20 protein-coding genes are annotated in these 18,254 nt (G+C 57.4%); 13 read left to right on the plus strand and 7 right to left on the minus strand.

Features of this window, described 5'->3' with window-relative positions; all coding sequences use genetic code 11:
- The first annotated feature begins 148 nt into the window (after positions 1 to 148).
- On the plus strand, positions 149 to 1,099 hold the full coding sequence (locus KCG46_RS01075) for an SDR family NAD(P)-dependent oxidoreductase (RefSeq protein ID WP_218403519.1): 951 nt from the start codon (positions 149 to 151) through the stop codon (positions 1,097 to 1,099).
- 6 nt (positions 1,100 to 1,105) lie between these two features.
- Here the strand turns inward: KCG46_RS01075 and KCG46_RS01080 are convergent, their stop codons facing one another.
- From KCG46_RS01080 to bufB, 3 genes are read right to left on the minus strand one after another with little or no spacing between them, the layout of a single operon-like run.
- Positions 1,106 to 2,077, minus strand: coding sequence for an alpha/beta hydrolase fold domain-containing protein (locus KCG46_RS01080; protein WP_255551704.1), 972 nt, complete (start codon positions 2,075 to 2,077; stop codon positions 1,106 to 1,108).
- Between the two features lie 12 nt (positions 2,078 to 2,089).
- Positions 2,090 to 2,884 carry an HvfC/BufC N-terminal domain-containing protein gene (locus tag KCG46_RS01085; RefSeq protein ID WP_218403520.1) on the minus strand — a complete coding sequence of 265 codons (795 nt, stop codon included), beginning with the start codon at positions 2,882 to 2,884 and terminating at the stop codon, positions 2,090 to 2,092.
- Positions 2,884 to 3,738 (minus strand): MNIO family bufferin maturase, encoded by an 855-nt coding sequence (gene bufB, locus KCG46_RS01090; protein ID WP_218403521.1) that lies wholly within the window; start codon positions 3,736 to 3,738, stop codon positions 2,884 to 2,886. The genes KCG46_RS01085 and bufB overlap by 1 nt, the downstream gene beginning before the upstream one ends.
- A gap of 277 nt (positions 3,739 to 4,015) precedes the next feature.
- On the opposite strand from bufB, the gene KCG46_RS01095 reads away from it, so the two are divergent.
- From KCG46_RS01095 to KCG46_RS01110, 4 genes are all read left to right on the plus strand, one after another.
- On the plus strand, positions 4,016 to 4,297 hold the full coding sequence (locus KCG46_RS01095; RefSeq protein ID WP_218403522.1) for a BufA1 family periplasmic bufferin-type metallophore: 282 nt from the start codon (positions 4,016 to 4,018) through the stop codon (positions 4,295 to 4,297).
- 69 nt (positions 4,298 to 4,366) lie between these two features.
- Entirely contained in the window at positions 4,367 to 4,840 is a 474-nt protein-coding gene (locus tag KCG46_RS01100) for a DoxX family protein (protein ID WP_218403523.1), read from the plus strand.
- A gap of 1 nt (position 4,841) precedes the next feature.
- Positions 4,842 to 5,372, plus strand: a complete 531-nt coding sequence (locus KCG46_RS01105; RefSeq protein WP_218403524.1) for a sigma-70 family RNA polymerase sigma factor — start codon at positions 4,842 to 4,844, stop codon at positions 5,370 to 5,372.
- 1 nt (position 5,373) lies between these two features.
- Positions 5,374 to 6,039: an NrsF family protein gene (locus tag KCG46_RS01110; RefSeq protein WP_218403525.1), complete on the plus strand. Its 666-nt coding sequence runs from the start codon at positions 5,374 to 5,376 to the stop codon at positions 6,037 to 6,039.
- Here KCG46_RS01110 and KCG46_RS01115 read toward each other — a convergent pair.
- Positions 6,026 to 6,721 carry a DUF8692 domain-containing protein gene (locus tag KCG46_RS01115; RefSeq protein WP_218403526.1) on the minus strand — a complete coding sequence of 232 codons (696 nt, stop codon included), beginning with the start codon at positions 6,719 to 6,721 and terminating at the stop codon, positions 6,026 to 6,028. The genes KCG46_RS01110 and KCG46_RS01115 overlap by 14 nt on opposite strands.
- Before the next feature lie 224 nt (positions 6,722 to 6,945).
- Between KCG46_RS01115 and ispG the strand changes: the two genes are divergently transcribed.
- From ispG to KCG46_RS01135, 4 genes are read left to right on the plus strand one after another with little or no spacing between them, the layout of a single operon-like run.
- Positions 6,946 to 8,088 (plus strand): flavodoxin-dependent (E)-4-hydroxy-3-methylbut-2-enyl-diphosphate synthase, encoded by a 1,143-nt coding sequence (gene ispG, locus KCG46_RS01120; RefSeq protein ID WP_218403527.1) that lies wholly within the window; start codon positions 6,946 to 6,948, stop codon positions 8,086 to 8,088.
- Positions 8,085 to 8,603, plus strand: a complete 519-nt coding sequence (locus KCG46_RS01125) for a thioredoxin family protein (protein WP_218403528.1) — start codon at positions 8,085 to 8,087, stop codon at positions 8,601 to 8,603. The genes ispG and KCG46_RS01125 overlap by 4 nt, the downstream gene beginning before the upstream one ends.
- On the plus strand, positions 8,600 to 8,869 hold the full coding sequence (locus tag KCG46_RS01130; RefSeq protein ID WP_218403529.1) for a hypothetical protein: 270 nt from the start codon (positions 8,600 to 8,602) through the stop codon (positions 8,867 to 8,869). The genes KCG46_RS01125 and KCG46_RS01130 overlap by 4 nt, the downstream gene beginning before the upstream one ends.
- A complete protein-coding gene (locus tag KCG46_RS01135; protein WP_218403530.1) occupies positions 8,870 to 9,802 on the plus strand; it encodes a histone deacetylase family protein in 933 nt (310 codons plus the stop codon). It begins immediately after the preceding gene.
- Here the strand turns inward: KCG46_RS01135 and KCG46_RS01140 are convergent.
- On the minus strand, positions 9,766 to 10,278 hold the full coding sequence (locus KCG46_RS01140) for a hypothetical protein (RefSeq protein WP_255551705.1): 513 nt from the start codon (positions 10,276 to 10,278) through the stop codon (positions 9,766 to 9,768). The genes KCG46_RS01135 and KCG46_RS01140 overlap by 37 nt on opposite strands.
- Before the next feature lie 86 nt (positions 10,279 to 10,364).
- Here KCG46_RS01140 and KCG46_RS01145 point away from each other — a divergent pair, with 86 nt between their 5' ends.
- Together KCG46_RS01145 and KCG46_RS01150 are read left to right on the plus strand one after the other, a co-directional pair.
- The gene (locus tag KCG46_RS01145) at positions 10,365 to 11,813 is read left to right on the plus strand and encodes an NAD(P)-binding protein (RefSeq protein WP_218403531.1); all 1,449 of its coding nucleotides are present in this window, start codon (positions 10,365 to 10,367) and stop codon (positions 11,811 to 11,813) included.
- A 58-nt stretch (positions 11,814 to 11,871) separates the two neighbouring features.
- Positions 11,872 to 12,552, plus strand: a complete 681-nt coding sequence (locus KCG46_RS01150; protein ID WP_218403532.1) for a murein L,D-transpeptidase catalytic domain-containing protein — start codon at positions 11,872 to 11,874, stop codon at positions 12,550 to 12,552.
- On the opposite strand, the gene KCG46_RS01155 is transcribed toward KCG46_RS01150, so the two are convergent.
- Together KCG46_RS01155 and KCG46_RS01160 are read right to left on the minus strand one after the other, a co-directional pair.
- Positions 12,549 to 12,845 carry a hypothetical protein gene (locus KCG46_RS01155; RefSeq protein ID WP_218403533.1) on the minus strand — a complete coding sequence of 99 codons (297 nt, stop codon included), beginning with the start codon at positions 12,843 to 12,845 and terminating at the stop codon, positions 12,549 to 12,551. The two genes, KCG46_RS01150 and KCG46_RS01155, sit on opposite strands and share 4 nt — an antisense overlap.
- Before the next feature lie 95 nt (positions 12,846 to 12,940).
- Positions 12,941 to 14,332 carry a L,D-transpeptidase family protein gene (locus KCG46_RS01160; protein WP_218403534.1) on the minus strand — a complete coding sequence of 464 codons (1,392 nt, stop codon included), beginning with the start codon at positions 14,330 to 14,332 and terminating at the stop codon, positions 12,941 to 12,943.
- Positions 14,333 to 14,539: 207 nt separating this feature from the next.
- Between KCG46_RS01160 and KCG46_RS01165 the strand changes: the two genes are divergently transcribed.
- The gene (locus tag KCG46_RS01165; RefSeq protein WP_255551878.1) at positions 14,540 to 15,409 is read left to right on the plus strand and encodes a DMT family transporter; all 870 of its coding nucleotides are present in this window, start codon (positions 14,540 to 14,542) and stop codon (positions 15,407 to 15,409) included.
- A gap of 169 nt (positions 15,410 to 15,578) precedes the next feature.
- Entirely contained in the window at positions 15,579 to 18,251 is a 2,673-nt protein-coding gene (gene acnA / locus KCG46_RS01170; RefSeq protein WP_218403536.1) for an aconitate hydratase AcnA, read from the plus strand.
- The last annotated feature ends 3 nt before the right edge of the window (positions 18,252 to 18,254 follow it).

The raw sequence follows: 18,254 nt of genomic DNA on the forward strand, positions 1-18,254 counted from the left end.
TCATATTCAAACGTCTGTTCCGGGCGCGGTGGCACTGTCACCGCGCCCTTTTTCTTTGCAGCGCCTTCGAGCGACCACGCGAAAATTGCTGACAAGCGGCCCGAACTGCGCGACTGATAGGATCAAAATTCGATACGGGAGAATTACGATGAGCGGCTTTGGCGAAACAACCACCACGGATGAGGTTCTTGCGGGCAAGGACCTGTCGGGAAAGACCGTTTTCATCACTGGTGGCAATTCCGGCTTGGGCATGGAAAGCGGCCGCGCGATGGCGGCGAAGGGCGCTCATGTTGTGCTGGCTGGCCGTAATCAGGGAAAGCTTGATGCAGCGATCTCGTCCATCAAGGCCGACACGCCAGACGCACAGGTTGAGACGATCATCTGCGATCTCGGCTCACTCGATAGCGTGCGATCCTGCGGCAAAGAGGCAGCCGAGCGGTTCGAGAAAATCGATATCCTGCTCAACAATGCAGGCGTAATGGCATGCCCGCACACTCAGACCGCTGACGGGTTCGAAATGCAGTTCGGCACCAATCATGTCGGCCATTTTCTTCTGACTAAAGAGCTGATGCCTCTCGTTGAAAAGGGGCAGGACAAGCGCATCGTCAATCTGTCCAGTCGCGGTCACCATATCACGCCCGTCAATCTCGATGATCCGCATTTCGAGAACCGCGAATACAATGAATGGGCCAGTTATGGTCAATCAAAGACGGCCAACATCCTGTTCACTGTCGGGCTGGAAAAGCGCTTCGCTGACAAAGGCATTCACGCATATGCCGTGCATCCGGGCGGCATCCAGACAAACCTCAGCCGCCATATGAGCGAAGAGCAAACGCAGGCGCTTCTCACACGCGTCACGGAGAGCGATCCCGACTTCTCATGGAAGACGATACCGCAAGGCGCAGCGACGCAGTGCTGGGCCGCGACTGCCGATGAGCTAGATGGGCAAGGCGGGGTTTACTGCGAGGATTGCCATGTCGCCGAACTGGATGACACATCCACGACCAGCGGCGTGCGCAGCTACGCGCTGGATCAAGCAAGCGCAGCACGGCTGTGGTCGATGAGCGAGGAAATGGTCGGCGAAAGCTTCACCGCCTAGCTCGCATTACTCGGCGAGGAATTCTCCGAGCAGCTTTAGCGTATCCTTGGACTCCTTGGTCGGCGTTACCGCCATAAACACGTGCGGTGCTGCCTCGTATTCGTAGAGTTTTGCATCGATTCCAGCATCACGCAGCTTGCCGGTGAATGTGCGGCTGTCGATGATGAAAAGATCATGCCGTCCGGTCCAGATGCGGGTGGGCGGTAGCTTCGCGAGGTCCTCTTTCGCGGTGTAGAGCGGACTGCATTCTGGACTTGCAAAGTCGCGGTCGCCTGCGAACATTTTCCCGCAGCTGCGCAACGTGCCGATCTTGAGCATGATGTCATGCGGCTCGACGGCTTCAATTGCAGGGTCAGCCATGGTCAAATCGAGCCACGGCGCAAACAGAGCGAGCTTTCCGGGCTGCGGCCCGCCTGCCTTAGCGAGGCGCAAGGCTAGGCTTAGCGCCATATGGCCGCCAGCGCTGTCTCCGTTCAGCACAATGCGCGACGGATCATGGTTTGCAGCAAGTTTCGCATAGACCGCGTCTGCAAGCGCATCTTGAGACGCATAGGAGCTTTCTGGAACGACATTATAGAGCGGCAGGGTCACGCTCACGCCAAGTTGATCGACCATCGCGGCGGCAAGCGGCCAGTGCTCTTTGAACATCGGCAGGACAAAACCGCCGCCGTGGAAATAAAGCATATGCCATTCACCCGGCCCGGATTTAGGGTGGATCGTGACCACTTCCTGATCCGCAGCCGACCAATGCTCCAGCGTGTAGCGATGCTTGAACTGGTCAGGGATCGCCGCATCTTTGGGCAGTGGGCGCGCCGCCATATAGGCTTCAAATTCCTCCGGTGTATGCGGGAAGACAGGCTTCTTCTTCGACATCAGCCATTTGACACCGCGCAGCAGCATGCTTGCCTTTGTGGTGCGCAGTTCAATCGATGTACCGGTTAGCAATGCGTCTCTCCCTTTGATGCGAAAGTGACGCAAGCCATCAAGGAGTCAAGCGCGTACGCCGACAATCAACCCTTCATTTAGCCACTCGCCCAGCATACCGCCCGCTTGCACGGCGGCCTGCTGGATTTTCTCGGCATCAGGGTTTTCGCCAGCGAGCAGCATGATGGCTTCGCCATAGGCCGCGCCTTTCTGCATCGCGTCAAAAGCATGCGCAGCCTCGGGCGTGACCATTTGGAACGTCGGCAGCTCGCCTTCGCGCGACACAATGCACCCTTTCGGCTGGTCAAGCAGCGAGGCAGGACGGTCGCCATCCGCTCCCTCCTCAAGTGCACTCCATAGCCCCGACAAATTGGCTTTCACCTCTCGCGCTTCGGCCCTTGGCTGAAACTCCAATTTGAGTCCCATCCAGTCTTTATCACCGAACTCAGCTGTGGCTTCGCCGAATTCTGTCGCTCCAAAGGGCTGAATATCCGGCGCGCGTGAAACCTTCAGCATTGCCCATTCGAGCCACGCCAGTTCAGCGACTTCAGGATTGTTGGCAAATAGCTCGGCGCAGGTCGCATCAAATCCCGCTCCCGCTTCCTCAATCGTCCAGCCCGATGGCGGATGAGCAATCGCGTGATGCGCGGAAACCTGTTTAAACGGGCCCTCGCCAACATATCGCGCCGTCCGTTCAAACGTGCTTTCAAGCGCGCCGACCAAAGCCGAGCGATAATTGCCGCGATACACGGACATGCCGACTGTCTGCGAATTGCCCCACCCCTCTGGCAAAGGCGCACTTTCGTCCAAGACACTGCGCAGGAATGCTGCCTGCCGCTTTGCCAGAGTTTGATCGCCCATCACGCCGGAACCATCGCCTCATTCGCGATCCCGCGCGCTCGGTCCAGCTCGGTGAGCAATTCGGGCAAAGGCGGAATGTCCTCATCACGCTCGATCATGGTTGCGACCGGCTGCGGCAGCATCGCGATTGCTTTTGCGTAGAGATCCCAAACACCATCAACGACAGCGCGATCATGCGTATCGATGATTACGGGGCGCTCCTTTGTGGCCGGATCGTGACCCGCAAGATGGATCTGACGCACACGGTCAAGCGGCAAGCCAGCTAGGTAATCGTCAGCCGAGAAACCGTGATTGCGCGCGCTGACATAAATGTTGTTCACATCAAGCAGCAGATAACAGCCAGTTCGGCGTGTCATCTCGCTCAGAAATTCCCACTCGCTCATCTCGTCTTCTGGAAATGTGAGATAGCTGGAGGGGTTTTCGAACAGCATCGCCCGGCCCAGCGCATTCTGAGCATGATCAATGTTCGCGCATACCGCCGACAACGCTTCTTCGGTTAGAGGCATGGGCAGCAAATCATGGCTGTTGTGCGCGCTTGTGCGGGTCCAGCAAAGATGGTCGGAGACCCAGAGCGGGTCGATCCGCTGCTCAAGCAATTTCAGCTTGCCGAGATGATCGCTGTCCAGTCCGCCTGCCGAACCGATAGACATTGATACACCGTGCAGGATCACGGGATGTTTCGCCCGCACCTCTTCGAGAATACGCAGCTGCTTCCCGCCCTCGATCATGTAATTCTCGCTGATCACTTCGACAAAATCGACAGGCACGTCCGTTTCGAGGAAATCCTCGTAATGCGTGCGGCGCAGGCCAAGGCCGATACCGCCGAAAGGTGCGATTGAGTGTTGATGCTCCATAGTTGGCCTTCATAGCAGAACGACAGGGAAACCGAATGCGTCATCGCCGCTGTCGTTCGAAAAGCGCGCATTGTGCAGCCCGCTCGAACAAGATAGCCTCTGCTAAGCTGGCGCATATGGGAGTGTTCGCGAGCGATGAGCACGGCGTTACAGGCCACGTGCACAGAGGGGAACGGCAACTTTTTTCACATCGGTGTAACCACAGCGCGTTGCCGGGCGAATGGCATCATGTGTCGGGCAAAACGCTGGACAAACAAACACACTTTGGAGAACCCCCATGAACGCCAAATCAATTGCAAACATCGCCGGCCTCGCCCTCACTGCGGGCATCGCAGCTGGCCTCGCCACCACACCAGTTGCCGCGCAAGGCGCCAAAGAGAAATGCTACGGCGTTTCCAAAGCAGGCAAGAACGACTGCGCCGCTGGTCCGGGCACAAGCTGCGCCGGTACATCGACTAAAGATTACCAAGGCAACGCATGGACATATGTCGACAAAGGCAGCTGCGTGAAAATCAAGACGCCAAAAGGCAGTGGCTCGCTCAAACCGATCAAGCGGTAATCAAACACATGGCTGCGGGCCTGTCAGGCAAATACCAGGCCCGCAGCCGCTGATATTCGGAGGAATACGATGAGCGGACTTACAAACCTATGGCAGCGATTGACCCGCATTTTGTCGGGCACCATCGCCGAGAGCATCGCGCAGCTTCTTGCTCGCATCGCGCTGGCCGGAATTTTCTGGCGGTCATACCAAACGAAAGTCGTCGACGGCACATGGTTGCAAATCGACGAGGTCCAGTACCTCATTTTTGAGAACGAATTTTCAGGCCTGCCTATCCCGACTGATCTGGCGGTACCGATGGCAACCTATGCCGAATTCGCATTCCCGATCCTGCTGGCTTTGGGTTTGTTCACGCGCTTCTCGGCGCTCGCGCTGATGGGTATGGCGGTTGTCATTCAATTGTTCGTATTCCCGGATGCAGCACACTTCTTTGGCTGGGCTATCACGGTTCTTGCACTTGGCGCGTTCCTTGTAAGCCGCGGCGGCGGGCTGTTCTCGCTCGACGCAATCATCGGCCGTTTCACGGCAGCGAAAGACGCCTGAGATGGTCGCCGACGAACCAACCTTCGCCCGCCTCATGGTGTCGACACAGGACGGCGACAAAGCCGCCGGTAATGTGTTGCTCACCGAGGTCGGCGTCTGGCTGGAGCGGTACTTTCTCCGCCGGGTGCCTCCGCATCAGATCGATGATCTGGTGCAGGAGGTGCTGATATCGTTTTATACAAAGCGCGGGACATGGGATCCCTCGCGTCCGTTCCTGCCGTGGCTTGCCGCCATTGCGCGCTATCGCTGGGTCGATCACCTGCGCAAGGTTTACAAGCACGACAGTCAGGAACTGATGGAAGATGATGCGGTAGAAGACAGCGAAGAAGAAGTCGTCCTCGCCCGCGTCAGCCTCGATCGCCTATTTGGCCAGCTTCCCGAAAAGCAGGCCGAAGTGATCGAGATGGTAAAGATTGGCGGATTGTCTGTCCGCGAAGCCGCAGAAAAGACCGGACAAAGCGAAAGCCTGGTCAAAGTGAATATCCATCGGGGTTTGAAGAAAATGGCCTCCTTGGTCGAGAAAGCTGATTGAAATGAATAACACTTCCAACAATGCCCGGTCCCGCGCTGATCTGATTGCGGCAATGGCCGAAGACCTGACCCCGGTTCGCCGGGTAAAGCCGGTCGAAGGCATGCTGCTTATCGCGGCGGCGACGGTGCTGGCGACGGTTGGCTCTATTGCGATCCATGATTTCTGGTGGGGTCTGCTATCCGGAGATGCCTCGGGCTATTTCCTGATCACGCATGGCCTTCTGCTGGTGGTAGGATTGGCGAGCGCGGCTGGCGTTGTTTTCAGCGCTCAGCCCCGTGTTGGCACGCGCGGTAATGCCCCTGCGTGGAGTGTGGCGATGCTCGCTATTGTTCCGGTTGCTGCCATCATCAGCATGATTTCGGCTGGCGGTGAGCATCTTCATAAAGGCATGAATGATCCGGCTGCATGGCTATGCACCAGTTCATCGCTAATCGCAGCCGTGGTTGTTGCAGGCGCATCGATCCTTTGGCTGCGCCGCGGCGCACCGGTTTCAATCGAACGGTCTGGTTGGTTGACGGGTATCGCAGCAGGCTCGCTTGGCACGCTTGCCTACGGCATCACCTGCCCTGTCGACAGCCTCTCACATGTCGGCCTTTGGCATATTGCGCCGGTTGTGATTGCGGCTGTGATCGGGCGCTTTGCCGTACCGCCTCTTATCCGCTGGTAAGAATGCTATCGGCGGCCGTTTCGCGGTCGCCGATATGCTTTTGCCGGTATTCTAAGTCAAAGAACCCAACGGTCAGCAAGAAGGCGAGGATGATCATCGCGAATTCGCCTGCATCTTCGGTGAAGGTCAGGATCGCGTGAAGCACCTTACCTTGCTCACCCCAGACGACGAGCAAGTCGACAACCACGCCGAATAAAGCTGCGCCGAATACGCAAGCGGCCAAAGCCAGATTGAAAGCCAGTGCCCGCCCTGTGATCGACCGAACTGCAAGCGCCAAAGAGGCGAGCCAGAACACGCCAACTCCGACCATCAGGGATGCTTCTGCCAGATGCGAAGGCTCGACCGGGAGCGCTGATATCTGCGGAAAGAGCGGCCCGGCCGCCAGACCAAACGTCTCATGCAGTTCGATCCAATTGTCGAGCGTCAGCCAAACAAACAGAATGGCATGGGCGAGATAGACTATCGCCCGCTCCCGTCGCCATAACAGAAACATCATCACCGCAATCGCAGCCGTGAGCGCGTACTCAAGATATTCGCCAAATGACCGGTCAGAGGCGAGGTAAAACTGCACGGGCAGCTCTGCATTGGTAAGCGAGCCATAATGCGCCGCTACATCAAGACCGATCAAAACACCGGCATATGGCAAGAGAAAGAACGCCGCGCGCAGCGTAGCTTTTGACATCGCAATTTCAGCCAAAAATCGGGCTGATTTTCGCAATTCGATCAATTTGGTTTTCACTGACTGCATAGACTGGGTGCCATTGCGGTCTTCGACGTGCTCCACCAATCCAATTCCAGAGCCGTCTCGCAATGCGACAGGTGATGGCCGGATTGCTACCTCCTGCGCGCAAACGAAGATCGACGCTTGTTATTGCCGCTTCATCTTTAGGTGACTATATGGCGTGCATGTCTTCAGTACGGCCCTGGCGCGATATCGAGAGGCGGCAATGCCGCCAGATTATGGTTGGTAATGTACCGGTGGGCGGCGACGCGCCGATCACCGTCCAAACCATGACCAACACCCCCACAGAGGACGCGGCGGCAACGATCGATCAGATCCGCCGGTGCGAAGAGGTGGGCTGTGACATTATCCGCGTATCCTGCCCAACAGAAGAGGCAACGGCGGCATTCCCGCTGATCACACGCGCATCGAACATTCCAATCGTTGCCGACATCCATTTCCACTACAAGCGCGCATTGGAAGCCGCCGATGGCGGCGCGGCGTGTCTCCGCATCAATCCAGGCAATATCGGATCATCCAAGAAAGTTGCCGAGGTCGTGCGCGCGGCGAAGGCCAATAGCTGCGCCATCCGTATCGGTGTGAACGCGGGCAGCCTTGAGAAAGACCTGCTGGAAAAATACGGTGAACCCTGCCCCGAAGCGCTGATCGAAAGCGCGCTTGATCATATCAAGCTGCTGCAGGATCACGATTTTCATGAATTTAAAGTGGCGGTGAAAGCCAGCGACGTGTTCCTCGCGGTGGCCGCCTATCATGGCCTCGCCGAAACGGTTGATTGTCCGCTGCACCTGGGCATTACAGAGGCTGGCGGCTTGATCGGCGGCACCGTCAAATCCTCCATCGGCATGGGTTCGCTTTTGTGGGCCGGTATCGGCGACACAATCCGCGTGTCCCTTTCCGCCGAGCCGGAAGAGGAAGTGAAAGTCGGGTATGAGATGCTGAAAGCGCTCGGCCTGCGCACACGCGGCGTTCGCGTCGTGTCCTGCCCCAGCTGTTCGCGTCAGGGTTTTGACGTAATCCGCACCGTCGAAACGCTCGAAAAACGGCTTGAGCATATCAAGACCCCGATGAGCCTCTCGGTGCTCGGCTGCGTGGTCAATGGCCCCGGCGAAGCGCGCGAAACCGATATCGGCCTGACCGGCGGCGGCTCTGGCAAGCACATGGTCTACTTGTCCGGCATGAAAGCGCACACGATCGAGGATGAGGATATGCTCGACCACATCGTGAAACTGGTTGAGGACAAAGCGGCCAAGATTGATGCAGGCGAAGAAACAGCTTTCGATCCGCACGCGGTAGAAGCGGCCGAATGATCCGATATTTTCTGGCGTTTTTAGCGGGCATTGCGGTTACCGCTGCGGCTGGCGGTGCGGGTTGGTATTATTATAAAAGCCCTGCGCATCACGATTATCCCGAAGCAGAATCCTATCTCGTGTCTGACGATGCCGAGGCAGATGTTGACGCCGCGCTTGTCCGCGCCGCCGAGGCGGACAAACGCGTCCTTCTCGTTATGGGCGCAAACTGGTGCCACGATAGCCGCGCGCTCGCCGGATGGCTTGAAAGCGAGCGGATTGCAGGACTTGTCGCCGAGAAGTACGAGCTCGTGTTTGTGAATGTGGGAATGCCCCAGCGCGGAGACGGGCACAATCTGGGCATTGCGCAGCGGTTTGGCGTCGAAGACCTACCCGGCACACCCAATCTGCTGGTGCTGACCGCTGACGGCGAATTGGTGAACAGCGATACGGCAACGACATGGCGCGATGCATCGACACGCAGCGAAGACGCGATCTTCGATGAGCTTGAAATGCTGGCTCGAACGGACGCATGACGACCAAAGAACGGTTTGAGAAACTCGTCTACGATGCCTGCGTTATCTATGGGAACTGCGGCACTGGTGACACCCACATATATGATTTCCTTCCGAAGGCGGGCACGCTGACCGCCGATGAATTCGCGCGTCTCATGCTGAAAGCCGAAAAAATGCCGAGGTGGCGATATGAAAAACAGTATCTCGAGAACTACGATTGGTGTGCGGCGCGTTTCCGAAAGACGATGAAGGTTGATCGTATCGAGGTAAGCGAGATTTGGGACTAGATGCTCCACGTCGTCCATCATGCCGATTACATGGCCCCGCAGCCCACTCGCGGGACGTTTAAGTTCGACAAATATTACCTCGTCATGGAGGCATTGCGGGCGAGCGGCGCTCCTGTCACCGAACACGCGCCGGAACCGATGCCGCGTGAATGGCTGGAGGCGATGCATGACCCCGACTATGTCGATGAAGTGTTCCGCGCCGAAGTCCCTCGCGACAAAGAAAGGCGGATCGGCTTTCCGGTAACGGAGCGCATTCGCGATAGGGTCCGGCACACCAATGGCGGCACATGGCTCGCCGCCATGCTCGCCAAACAATACGGTTATGCCGCTAACAGTGCAGCGGGCAGCCACCATGCGCTTGCTGATACAGGCGCAGGATACTGCGTTTTCAATGACCTTGCCGTGGCGTCCAACCGCTTGATTGCCGAAGGCGCGTCCAGCCGCATTCTGATTGTCGATCTGGACGTGCATCAAGGTGACGGCACCGCGAGCCTGACAGCGGGCCGAGAGGATATCTTCACCCTGTCACTCCATGCGGAAAAGAACTTTCCAGTGCGAAAGGCCCGCTCCAGCCTCGATGTCGGCCTGCCGGACGGGGTGGATGATGATGGCTATATGGCGACGCTCGACATGCATCTACCAGATACGATTGCACGGTTCGCACCCGATCTGGTGCTGTATCAGGCAGGCGTTGATCCGCATGCCAATGATAAGCTTGGAAGACTCTCTTTAAGCGACGAAGGGCTAGTCAAACGCGACCGCTTCGTTGTGCATCAGGCTCGCAAAAGCGGCCTACCCATCGCGAGCGCGCTGGGCGGCGGATACGGCGATGACCAAAGCGAAGTCGCCGCACGCCACGCCAAATCTATGCTCGCGATGGCCGCAGAGAATGTGCTCTATTCGTCTTTGCCGGCCAGGCTCGGCGCGAAGTAGATGTCGATATAGTCGGTCAGGTAATCGCACCACTCGAATTCGCGCAGACGATAGTACGTGCGACCTTGTGTTACCTCGAAACGCCACAACTTGTTCTCGGAGCACCGTCGACCCGGATCGGGTGTGTTTGCGATCGTGATCTGACCATCAAATAGGAAATAGTCCGCGCCTATCTCGGTAATCACCCCATCGATCACAAAACCCACATCCTGCCCGCTTTTCTGCTCTCCCAGCAAGTGCCAGACCCCATCGACCGAATTGACAATCGTGACATCTCCGCGCGTATCCCAATCGATCCATTGCAAGGTGATCCCTTGCACCGTCGCAAGCCGCGCGACATCTGTGTAGCTGGATACGACTGTGGGCTTGGGCAGCGCCTTTTCAGCGCTGTCGTCTTCAGCAAAAACCGGCGACATTGGCAGCGTCAAGGCCGCAAGCAGTCCAAACCCTTTTGCCATTTGTGTCATTGATTGCATCGTCCACCCCTCTGTTTTGCTTCACTTCTCGTCGCATGACAGGCATGGACTCTTCGTGAACCCACTCAAGCAAGGATGTCCGCTCCATGGCCGATTTTGAAACCGATTATCTGATCATCGGCGCTGGCGCTGTGGGCTTGGCCTTTGCCGATACGCTGCTGGACGAAGATCCCGATTGTCACATCACCATCGTCGACAAACATGCGCGGCCCGGCGGACACTGGAACGACGCCTATCCCTTCGTTGCTTTGCACCAGCCAAGCGCCACTTACGGCGTGAACTCGATGGAAATGTGCCCCGACCGCGTCGATGAACACGGGCACAATGCAGGCATGTACCCGCTCGCCAAACACGCGGAGATCCTGTCCTATTACAGCAAGCTGATGAGCGAGCGGATGATCCCGAGCGGGCGGGTGTCGTACCACCCGCTAACCGAATATCACGGCAAAGATGGTTCGCAGCACGCGATCAAAGGCATCCTTTCGGGTGACGAGCAAACGGTCGAGGTTCGCCGCAAGCTGGTCGACGGAACATTCTTCAAAACATCAGTGCCGTCCACGCACACTCCAGCGTACGAGATCGCGGAAAACGCGCGTTTCACTATTCCTGGCGAACTTCCCGCGCTTTGGAAGGACACCGACAACATGCCATCCAATTACATCGTAATAGGCGGCGGTAAGACAGCGATGGACACCGCTGTGTGGCTGTTGGAGGCCGGTGTGTCCCCCGACAAAATCGGCTGGGTGCGCCCGCGGGATAGCTGGATGTTCAACCGCAAATTGCTGCAACCGGCCAAGCACGGCATCGAAGGCTTGATCGAGTTTCAAAGCGATCTGGTGGAGGCAGCCGCAGCATCCGAAACCGGCGATGCCATGTTCGCCGAACTGGGCAAACGCGGCACGATGCTGCGCATCGACGAGAACGTGACGCCAAAAATGTTCCACTTCGCGGTGATTTCCGAAGCCGAAGTCGACCTGCTGCGCTCAATCAAAACGGTTTACCGCCAGGGCCGCGTTACCAAAATCGAAGACGGCACGATGCACTTCGGTGATGAAGCAGTCGAAGTGCCTGCAAACACGCTGTTCATCGATTGCACAGCCAGCGCGGTGCCATTCGAGGCCCGCGATAAGACGCGCAAATTCTTTGATGGTGACACGATTACGCTGCAATTGGTGCAGGCCCCGTTTGTGCCATACAGCGCGGCTCTCGGCGCCTTTCTCGAAGCGAATTTCGAGACAGATGACGAGCGCAACGCCCTTTGTCCGCCCGCTCCGCTGACCGATACGACAGACACCTATCCTTACGCGGTGATGGCCAATTTGATGAGCACAGCGATCCTTTCAAACAACGAAAAGGCCAACGCGTTCAACGCAAAGAGCCGGCTTCACCCCACCGGCCCCGCAGTGGCCGAGATGATTGCCAACAATGACCCCCGCTTGGCCGAGCTTTCGAAAGTCGGTCCGAAAATTCAGGCCAATATGCCGGGTGTGATCAAACTTGGCATGGCGGCAAAGGCCATTCACGAAGCATCATAGCAAAGGCGTAATTCCCTATTCACGGGAACGATAGAATTGGGCTACTAGTGTTGGGATTATGAAACGGCGAGATCTTCTTAAAGCTTCAATCGCAGCAGGGGCAGCGGTTTCGCTGCCTGCGACACTCGCGGCGGCCCCGCGCGCAGGCACCGAGCGTGATCGTAAACTGTTCGCGCTGGCCAAGGCACAACTGGACCGCGCAGGCGATGTAATCTGGAAGAAAGACATTGTCGGGATCGCGGATTTCGGCGTGCATTCGGCGGAAAAGCGGTTCCACTTCGTCAATTTGGACCGTGAAGAAGTGCAAAGCTACCACGTCAGCCACGGGACGGGTTCAGACCCGGAGCATGACGGATGGCTCAACAATTACTCCAACGTCGAAGGCTCAAACGCGACCAGCAAAGGCGCCTACATCACGTGGGAATGGTATGTCGGGCGTTACGGCACTTCGGTACGTCTGGGCGGGCTCGATTCCACAAATGAAGCCGCGCTTCGCCGCTATATCGTGATGCACCGCGCGAAGTATGCGGAACCATCGCATATTGACCGTTGGGGTCGGCTTGGCCGATCAAACGGCTGCTTTGCGCTGGGCGAAGAGCAATTCCGCATCGCACTGCTCAATCTATCAGGCGGGCGCTTGCTCTATGCAGACAGCCTCGGCTGGTCCGACGGGTCAATTAAGACCCTCCAGCCAGAAGAACCGAATGCGGTTCAAAGGTATGCACCTGGGACGTTTTAGGTGGTGAGCAATCGGGCTACCGTTGATGTCGGGTTTGCCTTGATGTGGACCACCATTGGCAGCGCCTTAATCGGTGGAACCGTTCTATCCGCATCGATAATTGTTTCATTCAAGTCGCTTTTCAGCCCAATGCCGCTGGTATTGGCTGGCACTAGTCTAATATTCGTGTTGCCGAGCGTATTAATCGCCGGAACCGCAGCTGCTCGGTTGACCAGAAAATACGAACTTAGCAAGTGGCCGGCATTGGCGCTCTGTAGTGCGTTCGCACTGCTGGCGCAGGGCGTGTGCGTCATTGTCTTCTCGGGGCATAGCTATGCGCATCCGATGACGTTATTTTTGCCTTCACTGCCGTTTTCACTGAGCGCGGCCTTGATCCTTTGGTGGAAGCTTAACCCCCGACCCGCGGATCGTCCTCGATCACGATAACCTCATCATCGATCACATTGCTGCGATTGCCTTCGCGTGGTTTATCGAGGCTCGCCAGAACCGGCGCGTCGCGGCCATAGATGTCCTTGAACTGCTCCATTTCACCATCGATGTTCGTCGCGAGCGTGAAATAGGTGATGTAGGCGGGGATCTTCTTGTCCTTCTCCAGCATCACCTTGGTGTATTTGCCGGAGGTCGCGATTTCGACTGCCTCTTCCTTGCTCGCGCCTTTGCCCAAGATCGCCACCATCATCGCCACTTCGAGCGCGTTTTCGGTGCGGATACAGCCATGCGAAAGCGCGCGATTGGCGTTTTTGAACAGGCCGCGTGAAGGCGTGTCATGGAAGAAAATCGCATGCGGGTTAGGCATTTCAAGCTTCATCCGGCCAAGCGAATTGGTCGGCCCAGGTTGCTGGACAACGCTGATCCAGCCATTCGCGCCTTTGGTTGCCTTATAGCCTTTGGCCTTTGCCCAAGCAGGGTTGTTGAGCACACGCTGGCCCAGCCCTTCGCCCTTCACAATGCTCTGCGGCACTGTCCATGTCGGATTGAAGACCACACCTGACACTTCCTCAGCCAGCTGCGGGGTCGCGGTGCGCCCCGGTTTGCCAACAATGGTGCGATAGCTTTTGATGATCTTGTCACCCACCGTCACGCGCAGTTGATACTCCGGCACGTTGGTGATCAGATATTTCGTGCCCAGATCGCGCGCGAGCCAGCGCCAGCGGTCCATATTGGCGCGGATCAGCTTGCGCTTTTTTGTCTCCGTTGCAGGAGTATCGGCAAGCTCTTGTTTGAGCCGCGCATAATCCTTGTGAGATGGGTTGAGGCTGGCCAAAGTGCCGGAAACATCACCGCTCGCCATTGCCTGGGTCAGCAGATCGCCGGTGCGAAAATTGTCGCGGTCTGGATCGACGACAAACCACTGTTTGCGCGCGTCCATGGGCGTACGGCCATCGCGCAAATCCTCAACCAGCCAAACGAAATTCTTCGATGCAATATCGCTCAGCTCTTCGGACAGGCCCGAGCGCATCGACACTTTCAGCGCCTGAAGGTCGTAATCACGCGGATCGAGACCCTCTGCAGCGATATTTTCGATCACTCCGATCAAATCAGTGACCGCGTCCAGATCCCATTGCTGAACCAACGGGCCAGGTGCGTCGAGGCCGCCCTGCACCACTTCGCCAGTGACCATCTGCGGAAATGCTTCATCAAAGCTGGCATCGGCTTCGCTAGGAACGCTTTGAGCATCACTCGCAGCCTCCGTGCTCGCCTCATCCTGCGCCAACGCGCCGGTTGAAAACAAAGCCGTAGCCGCAACGCCGCATGCCAATTTGCCGAAAATTTTGACCATGAATGCCTCTATTGTCCCATATGCCGCGCGCAGCGGCTGCATCAAAGTGCGGTAACTATACCCCTGCTTCGTGCCTTCTATCAACCAACATCGCTTTCTGGCTGATGAATTTACAACGCTGGATCACATGGTACGCGTGACGCAGGGTCGAAGACCGCCTAAAGGCGCGGCACGATGTCCACACCGCCAACCTCCTATTCCCGGCTGATGCCATTCATTGCGGCAGCCGCCGGGGTTGGCTTTTTGTCATTGATGGACGCTTTTATGAAAGAGGCCGCGCTGGCCACCGGCACCTACACGGCGACCGTGCTGCGATCGCTGTTCGGGGCGGCGATTATCGCGCCGTTTTTTCTAGCCCAACGCAAAGGCTGGCCCACACGCAGTGTGATGAAGCTGCATATCGAACGCGGTATAATATCGGCATTCATGGCGCTCAGTTTCTTTTTTGCTCTCACCAAACTGCCGCTCGCAGAAGCCATTGCGATCAGTTTCGTAGCGCCTTTGATTGCCCTCTATTTAGCGCGCATCATGCTTGGCGAAGTCATCCAGCGCAAAGCGATCTTTGCCAGCATCCTTGGGTTCGCTGGCACCATTGTGATTATATCGGGCAGGCTCGGGCGTGAGGAAGTGTCCGATGATGTGCTTATGGGCCTTGGCGCGCTGACATTCTCCGCGCTGCTCTATGCTTACAACTTTGTGGTGATCCGCAAACAAAGTCAGCTTGCCGGGCCGGTGGAGATCGCGACCTTTCACAGCGGGGTTGGCGGAGCGGTGCTGCTACTCCTCGCGCCATTTTTTGGCACAATTCCGGAAACCGGTGCACTTTGGGCAATCGCTGCGGCGGGCGCGCTGACGGTGATGGGTGCGATGGCGATTGCATGGGCCTATGCCCGCGCTGAGGCGCAGGCTCTGGTTCCGATTGAATATACGGGGTTTCTATGGGCGAGCGTGCTCGGCTGGGCATTCTTTAAAGAGCCCGTTACCCTGCCAACAATCGCCGGAACTGCGTTGATCGTGACAGGCTGTTGGATCGCTGCGCGTGGACCGCGCGAACGGCTTGCCGCTACGGCCTCGTAATTCTCTAATCGAAAGCGACTCGCAAGAGCGGGCAAAGCCTTGACGAGGCGCACTCAAACTAGCAGGTGCTGCTCACAGATTTAACGGTCTGGATCGTGCGCGATTCCGGACTCCTTTCCCGCTCTGGCTGAAGCCGCTGCGGGACTTCACACAAGGATGGGATATCCCGATGACAGCAACCGGCAAGGACACGCTAGCCACCCGCTCCACACTTTCAGTGAACGGCACCGATTACGCCTATTACTCGCTCGCCAAAGCGGCTGAGCAGCTGGGCGATGTTTCAAAGCTGCCCAACTCGATGAAAGTGCTGCTGGAAAACATGCTTCGCTTTGAAGACGAAGGCTTCACTGTTGGCAAAGAACATGCCCAAGCCATCGTCGATTGGCAGAAAAATCCGGTCACCGGCAATGAAATCCAGTACCGCCCTGCCCGCGTTCTGCTGCAAGATTTCACTGGCGTGCCTTGCGTTGTCGATCTCGCCGCAATGCGCGACGCGATCAAAGAGCTTGGCGGGGACACGGCCAAGATCAACCCGCAGGTTCCCGTAAACCTCGTAATCGATCACTCTGTTATGGTTGACGAATTCGGCCATCCGAAAGCGATGGAAGCCAACATGGCGCTTGAATATGAGCGCAATGCCGAGCGTTACGACTTCCTCAAATGGGGATCGAAAAGCTTCGAAAACTTCTCCGCCGTGCCTCCCGGCACCGGCATCTGCCACCAGGTGAACCTCGAGCACATCGCGCAGGGCATCTGGTCGAGCAAAGACGAAAACGGCCAAATGGTCGCCTATCCGGACACCTGCGTCGGCACCGATAGCCACACCACCATGATCAACGGTCTGGGTGTTCTGGGCTGGGGCGTTGGCGGGATCGAAGCCGAGGCTGCGATGCTTGGCCAGCCGATCTCCATGCTGATCCCGGAAGTCGTCGGCTTCAAACTTACCGGCGCGATGGCCGAAGGCGTCACCGCGACTGACCTCGTGTTGACCTGCGTCCAGATGCTTCGCGAAGTCGGCGTGGTTGGCCGTTTCGTCGAATTCTACGGCGAAGGCGTTGCCAATCTGACCCTCGCTGACCGTGCGACCATCGCCAACATGGCTCCGGAATACGGCGCGACCTGCGGCTTCTTCGGCATCGATGACAAGACCATCGATTACATGCGCCTGACCGGTCGCAGCGAAGAAAACCTCGCTTTGGTAGAAGCCTATGCGAAAGAGCAAGGCATGTGGTTCGATCCGGCGCATGAGCCGATCTTCTCGAACACGCTTGAGCTCGACATGACATCTGTTGTGCCAAGCCTCGCCGGGCCAAAGCGCCCGCAAGACCGCGTGATCCTTCCCGAAGTGGACGAGCTGTTCAACGGCGAACTCGCGAGCGTTTACAAAAAAGCAGGCCCGGTTCGGGCCGCAGTCGATGGCAAAGACCACGACATTGGCGACGGCGACGTTGTAATCGCCGCGATCACCAGCTGCACCAACACATCGAACCCCGATGTCCTGATCGCTGCCGGTCTGGTTGCCAAGAAGGCGGTCGAAAAAGGCCTCAAGCCGAAACCATGGGTGAAGACATCGCTCGCACCGGGGTCGCAGGTGGTCACCGACTACCTCGTGAAATCGGGCCTTCAGGCTGATCTCGACGCGATCGGGTTCGACCTTGTCGGATATGGCTGCACCACCTGTATCGGTAACTCCGGCCCGCTGGCCGCGCCGATCAGCAAAGCGATCAACGGCAACGATATCGTCGCCGCATCTGTCCTTTCGGGCAACCGCAACTTTGAAGGCCGCGTATCTCAAGACGTGCGCGCCAACTTCCTCGCTTCGCCGCCACTCGTGGTCGCTTATGCGCTGTTGGGCACCGTTACCGAAGACATCACAACTACACCGCTTGGTCAGGACCAAGATGGCAATGACGTGATGCTCGCCGATCTGTGGCCGACCAATGCCGAAGTCGCGGAAAATCGTGCCGCCAATATCGACCGTTCGATGTTCGTGGACCGTTATGCCAACGTCTATGACGGCGATGAGCACTGGCAGGCCATCACTGTCGAGCCATCTGACACCTATCAGTGGCGCGCAGGCAGCACCTACATCGCCAACCCGCCATACTTCGAAGGTATGGGCATGGAGCCTGCTCCGATCGCCGATATCGAAGGCGCAAAACCGCTGGCGATCCTCGGCGATTCCGTGACGACCGATCACATCTCACCAGCTGGCGCGATCAAGGAAGACTCGCCTGCCGGTTCTTACCTGAACAGCAATCAGGTCGCGAAAAAGGACTTTAACTCCTACGGATCACGCCGCGGCAACCATGATGTGATGATGCGCGGCACCTTTGCCAATATCCGCATCAAGAACGAAATGGTCCCCGGCGTAGAAGGCGGCGAAACCACGTATAACGGCGAGCAAATGCCGATCTATGACGCGGCCATGAAGCATAAGGCGGACGGCACGCCATTGATCGTTGTCGGCGGCAAGGAATACGGCACCGGCTCCAGCCGTGACTGGGCAGCGAAGGGCACTATCCTGCTCGGCGTGCGCGCGGTCATCGTTGAGAGCTTTGAGCGTATTCACCGTTCGAACCTGGTCGGTATGGGTGTGCTGCCGCTGCAATTCAAAGGCGGCGATACGCGCGAAACTTTGAACCTTGATCCGGATTGCTCATTTTCGATTCTGGGTCTTGGCGAACTGACACCGGGCCAAGACATCGAGATCGCAGTTACCCGCGGTGATGGAACGACTTTCACCTTCACCGCTCTGTGCCGCATCGATACCGCAAACGAGATGGAATATTACCGCAATGGCGGCATTCTCCATTACGTTCTGCGTAAGCTCGCGGCGTAAGGT

Origin of the sequence: Erythrobacter crassostreae, from assembly GCF_019204045.1 — a bacterium.
GTDB classification, from domain to species: domain Bacteria; phylum Pseudomonadota; class Alphaproteobacteria; order Sphingomonadales; family Sphingomonadaceae; genus Erythrobacter; species Erythrobacter crassostreae.

Coding starts and splice junctions, on each gene's coding strand:
- bufB (WP_218403521.1), bottom strand. CDS start 3,738: ATGGAGCATCAACACTCAATCGCACCTTTCGGCGGTATCGGCCTTGGC.
- KCG46_RS01075 (WP_218403519.1), top strand. CDS start 149: ATGAGCGGCTTTGGCGAAACAACCACCACGGATGAGGTTCTTGCGGGC.
- KCG46_RS01095 (WP_218403522.1), top strand. CDS start 4,016: ATGAACGCCAAATCAATTGCAAACATCGCCGGCCTCGCCCTCACTGCG.
- KCG46_RS01145 (WP_218403531.1), top strand. CDS start 10,365: ATGGCCGATTTTGAAACCGATTATCTGATCATCGGCGCTGGCGCTGTG.
- KCG46_RS01105 (WP_218403524.1), top strand. CDS start 4,842: ATGGTCGCCGACGAACCAACCTTCGCCCGCCTCATGGTGTCGACACAG.
- KCG46_RS01115 (WP_218403526.1), bottom strand. CDS start 6,721: ATGTCAAAAGCTACGCTGCGCGCGGCGTTCTTTCTCTTGCCATATGCC.
- KCG46_RS01140 (WP_255551705.1), bottom strand. CDS start 10,278: ATGCAATCAATGACACAAATGGCAAAAGGGTTTGGACTGCTTGCGGCC.
- KCG46_RS01130 (WP_218403529.1), top strand. CDS start 8,600: ATGACGACCAAAGAACGGTTTGAGAAACTCGTCTACGATGCCTGCGTT.
- KCG46_RS01150 (WP_218403532.1), top strand. CDS start 11,872: ATGAAACGGCGAGATCTTCTTAAAGCTTCAATCGCAGCAGGGGCAGCG.
- KCG46_RS01165 (WP_255551878.1), top strand. CDS start 14,540: ATGCCATTCATTGCGGCAGCCGCCGGGGTTGGCTTTTTGTCATTGATG.
- KCG46_RS01100 (WP_218403523.1), top strand. CDS start 4,367: ATGAGCGGACTTACAAACCTATGGCAGCGATTGACCCGCATTTTGTCG.
- KCG46_RS01155 (WP_218403533.1), bottom strand. CDS start 12,845: ATGACGCACACGCCCTGCGCCAGCAGTGCGAACGCACTACAGAGCGCC.
- KCG46_RS01085 (WP_218403520.1), bottom strand. CDS start 2,884: ATGGGCGATCAAACTCTGGCAAAGCGGCAGGCAGCATTCCTGCGCAGT.
- KCG46_RS01135 (WP_218403530.1), top strand. CDS start 8,870: ATGCTCCACGTCGTCCATCATGCCGATTACATGGCCCCGCAGCCCACT.
- KCG46_RS01110 (WP_218403525.1), top strand. CDS start 5,374: ATGAATAACACTTCCAACAATGCCCGGTCCCGCGCTGATCTGATTGCG.
- acnA (WP_218403536.1), top strand. CDS start 15,579: ATGACAGCAACCGGCAAGGACACGCTAGCCACCCGCTCCACACTTTCA.
- ispG (WP_218403527.1), top strand. CDS start 6,946: ATGTCTTCAGTACGGCCCTGGCGCGATATCGAGAGGCGGCAATGCCGC.
- KCG46_RS01125 (WP_218403528.1), top strand. CDS start 8,085: ATGATCCGATATTTTCTGGCGTTTTTAGCGGGCATTGCGGTTACCGCT.
- KCG46_RS01160 (WP_218403534.1), bottom strand. CDS start 14,332: ATGGTCAAAATTTTCGGCAAATTGGCATGCGGCGTTGCGGCTACGGCT.